This window comes from Qipengyuania sp., assembly GCF_042095715.1.
GTDB lineage: Bacteria > Pseudomonadota > Alphaproteobacteria > Sphingomonadales > Sphingomonadaceae > Qipengyuania.
On record NZ_JBELMO010000130.1, the window covers coordinates 1 to 4,150 of the forward strand.

The 4,150-nt window shown below is 62.9% G+C and carries 3 protein-coding genes and 1 tRNA gene; all 4 read left to right on the top strand.

Annotated features, from left to right (window positions below):
* On the top strand, positions 1–2,007 hold a 2,007-nt coding region (mrdA, locus tag ACFDTG_RS16350; RefSeq protein WP_375291986.1), incomplete at its 5' end, for a penicillin-binding protein 2.
* Positions 2,004–3,113: a rod shape-determining protein RodA gene (rodA, locus tag ACFDTG_RS16355; protein ID WP_375248266.1), complete on the top strand. Its 1,110-nt coding sequence runs from the start codon at positions 2,004–2,006 to the stop codon at positions 3,111–3,113. The genes mrdA and rodA, both read left to right, overlap by 4 nt.
* 114 nt (positions 3,114–3,227) lie before the next feature.
* Positions 3,228–3,303, top strand: a tRNA-Lys gene (locus tag ACFDTG_RS16360).
* Between the two features lie 387 nt (positions 3,304–3,690).
* Positions 3,691–4,150, top strand: a 460-nt coding sequence (locus ACFDTG_RS16365) for a hypothetical protein (protein ID WP_375291987.1), incomplete at its 3' end; no start/stop codon positions are given.

Consider the following 4,150-nt stretch of genomic DNA (forward strand, 5'->3'; position numbering starts at 1 on the left):
CTCGCCATCGCGCAGAACGAGCGGTACAATCTTCTATCCGAGAGCAATCGCGTCAACATGACGATGATCCCGCCGCGCCGTGGCTGGATCGTCGATCGTCATGGCCAGCCGATCGCCAGCAACCGAACCGATTTTCGCGTCGACATCATCCCCGATCGTCTCGACGACAAGGATCGCACGCTGGCGATCCTGCGCCAGTTGCTGTCGCTCGACGATGAGGCGATGGCGCGGATCGAGGCCGATCTGGCGAAGGCGGTCGGCTTCCGTCCGGTGAAGGTCGTCGAGAATATCGACTGGGAACATTTCGCGGCGGTGCAGGTGCGGCAGCCCGAGCTGCCCGGGGTCGCCCCCACCCGCGGCTTCGCGCGCCTCTATCCCGCCGGTGCAGCGGTGGCGCACCTCACCGGCTATGTCGGGGCAGCCACCGCCGAACAATATAAGAAGGATCGTGATCCACTCTACGTCACGCCCGGGTTCAAGCTCGGCAAGGACGGGCTGGAAAAAACGATGGAGCCGCTGCTGCGCGGCGTCGCGGGCGCGCGCCGGGTGGAGGTCACCGCGCGGGGCAGGCTGGTCAAGGAACTGGCCACCCGCCCCGACATACCGGGCCGGACGCTGCGCCTGACCATCGACGCGGGATTGCAGGAATATGCCGCGCGGCGGCTGGGCACCAATTCCGGCTCCGCAGTGGTGTTCGATTGCCTGACTGGGGAAATGCTGGCGATGGTCAGCATGCCGGCCTATGACCCCAACAGCTTTTCCGAAGGGATCAGCCATCTCGAATGGAAGATGCTGAGCGAGGACGATCACGTCCCCCTGATGAACAAGGTCACGCAAGGGCTGTATCCGCCGGGATCGACCGTCAAGCCGATGAACGGCCTTGCGCTGCTGGCCGCGGGGGTGAGCCCTGACGAGCGGGTTTATTGCTCGGGCGCGATGCGCGTCGGTACCGGCGTGTTCCATTGCCACAAACGCAACGGCCATGGCCCGCTCGATCTGAAGAACGCGATCATGCAAAGTTGCGACATCTATTTCTACGAAATGGTGCGTCGCGTCGGTTATGATAAGATCGCGCCGATTGCCCGTGCGCTGGGGCTCGGGCAGAAATTCGATCTGCCGTTCGTCACGCAACGTTACGGCACTGTCCCCGACAGCGCGTGGAAACGCCGCAAATACAATGCCGACTGGAAGGTGGCCGATTCCCTCAACGCCTCGATCGGTCAAGGCTATGTGCTCGCCAACCCCTTGCAATTGGCGGTCATGGCGGCCCGGATCGCCTCGGGCCGATCTCTGCATCCGACGATCATTCGCGATCCGTTCAAGCCGCAGGCGGACCCCCTGCCGATCGCGCCGGAGCATTTCGCGCTGATCCGCGAAGCGATGTATGGTGTGGTCAATACCGGCGGCACTGGCGGCGCGGCGCGGCTGCAGGTGCCCGGCGTCGGGCTCGCGGCGAAAACCGGCACCGCGCAGGTCCGCCGGATCACGATGGCGGAACGACGCATCGGCGTGCTGAAAAACGCGCAATTGCCGTTCAAGCTGCGTGACCACGCCTTGTTCGTGTGCTTTGCGCCCTATGACAATCCACGCTACGCTGCGGCGATCGTGCTGGAGCATAACGGCCATACCGTGCGCAATCTCGATACCCCGCTGATCGGGCGCGATATCATGACCTATCTGTTCGATCGCGATCGTGCGATGGCCAGCCTGGCGGAAGTCGAGCCGACCTGGGGCGGCGATATCCGGACCCGCATGGCGGCTCAGGAGGCCGCCTATCGCGCCGCGCACGCCACCCCACCGCCAGCCACCGGCGAGGATCTGGAAGAACAGGCCGCGACGCGCGCCGATGCGGTGCGCGCCGCCACCGATGCGTCGAATGCCTCTGTCGAGGCGATCGCCAGCGACATCAACAACGGCGCCGGCCCGGCGCGGACCGGATCGCCCGAGCCCGAAACCGATGCCGAGCGCCGCGCCGCGCCGCTCGATCGGGAGGCGCCGCCGCAATGAACGGCTTCGTCGTCCCCGCCCCGTTGGTGAGACTGCCGTGGCGCATGCTGCTGCTGGTGATCGCGATCGGCGGCTTCGGCCTCGTCGTGCTTTACTCCGCCGCCGGGGGCAGCCTGCGCCCGTGGGTGGCGCCACAGGGCATTCGCTTCGGCGTGTTCATCGTCGGCGCAATCGTCTTGTCGCGTGTGCCGCTCGATTGGTGGAAGCGCTACGCCTTCTGGATCTATGGCCTGTTCCTGATCCTGCTGGTGCTGGTGGAGATGCTCGGCGCGGTGCGCGGCGGCAGTCAGCGATGGCTCGGCTTCGGTCCGATCCGCATCCAGCCGTCGGAGATGATGAAGCTGGCGATCGTGCTGGCGGTCGCGCGCTTCTACGACATGCTGCCCGCGGCGGAGACGCGACGGTTTCAGGCGATCTGGCCGGCCTGCGTGCTGATCGGGCTGCCGGCCGCATTGGTCATGCTGCAGCCCGATCTGGGCACCGGACTGATGATCTGCGCCGGCGGGGCGACGGTAATGTTCCTCGCCGGGGTGCCGTTGCGGCTGTTCATCGGCGGCGCGCTGGGGCTTGCGGTCGCGGCCCCGCTGGCGATCAACTATCTGCTGCACGACTACCAGCGCCACCGCATCCTGATCTTCCTCGATCCGGAAAGCGATCCGCTCGGCACGGGCTATCACATCAGCCAGTCGAAGATCGCGATCGGCTCGGGCGGGCTGTTCGGCAAGGGCTTCATGAACGGCACGCAGAGCCACCTCGATTATCTGCCCGAGGGCCATACCGATTTCGTCTTCGCCACGATGGCGGAGGAATGGGGATTGCTCGGCGGCGCGTTCCTGATCGTCGCGTTCCTGCTGGTGATCCGCTGGGGCGTCAACGTCGGCGTCCGCGCCGAGGATCGTTTCGCCAAGCTCGCCGCGGCGGGGCTGGCGACGACGATCTTCTTCTATATGGCGATCAACCTGATGATGGTGATGGGGCTCGCGCCCGTCGTCGGCATCCCGCTGCCGCTGGTCAGCTTCGGCGGGTCGGCGCAGATGACGGTATTGATCTCGCTCGGCGTGTTGATGGGCATCGACCGATCGACCGCCGCCCGCCCCCGCTGGTAACCCGGCGGGACGCAAAAAAAATGCAAAAAGCGGTTGTCACGCCGCCATCACGTTGGTAGTGGCGCGCTTCCCAACGCGGACGGCCTTACCAGCCGCCCCTTCCCACCGGGAATTGGACGCATAGCTCAGTTGGTAGAGCAGCTGACTCTTAATCAGCGGGTCCTTGGTTCGAGCCCAAGTGCGTCCACCATACCTTCCTAGAAAATACAGCAAATTACGCCTTCGGGCGGCCGCTTCAAATGCTGCTTACATTTCCTCATAAGCAAATCGTAAGCAGCTCCACTGGCGTAAGCGGGCAGAGGCGCGCTATGCTCTTCCTGATCGCTGGAGCGCATGTGGGAGCCGGGTCGGGGTAGCAGTCAATCGTCAGGGCACAGTTGGCCCCAGAGCCAGCGTTTTTGCACGCGCGCGAATTTGCTCGATGCGCGGATCGGCAATTGATCCGATTCGACCTCATCTCCTTACGGATTGATAACGGAACTTCTCGACCCGCTTGCGCTTGAAGATGCTTGATTGCATGTTCTTGATCGCAAGCGCGCCAAGGGGCCATCGGCGCGAGGCTTTCTAGGGGGGTGTAGTGACCACGAAGCTTCATATCAACATTTCGCAGGGCATCATTGACGTCGAAGGTGACCCAGATCTCGTTCGCGCGATCTATGACGATTTCAAAGAACATCTACTTGACGCCGTGAAGCGGGTGCCTGCCGCGTCACCTACTTCCGTACCTGCATCAACTCCCACTGAAAATGGCGAAGGCGCTAACGAGGCATCGAACAAATCTAAGCCCAAGCGCCGCACCGTGGCCAAGAAAAAGGTCAATGGAGATGAGAACGCTAGCGGCGTGATTGCGGATTCGCCGAAGCTAGATAAAAACCTAGATACCTCGGGGCTGGGCGCGTTTTATGGCAGGTATGCGCCTAAAAACAATCCAGAGAAAATACTGATATTCCTCAAGTTCATGACCGAAGAACTGAAAATAGAAAGTCCTAATACGGATCAGGTTTACACCTGCTTCAAAGCTACAGGTGACAAAATCC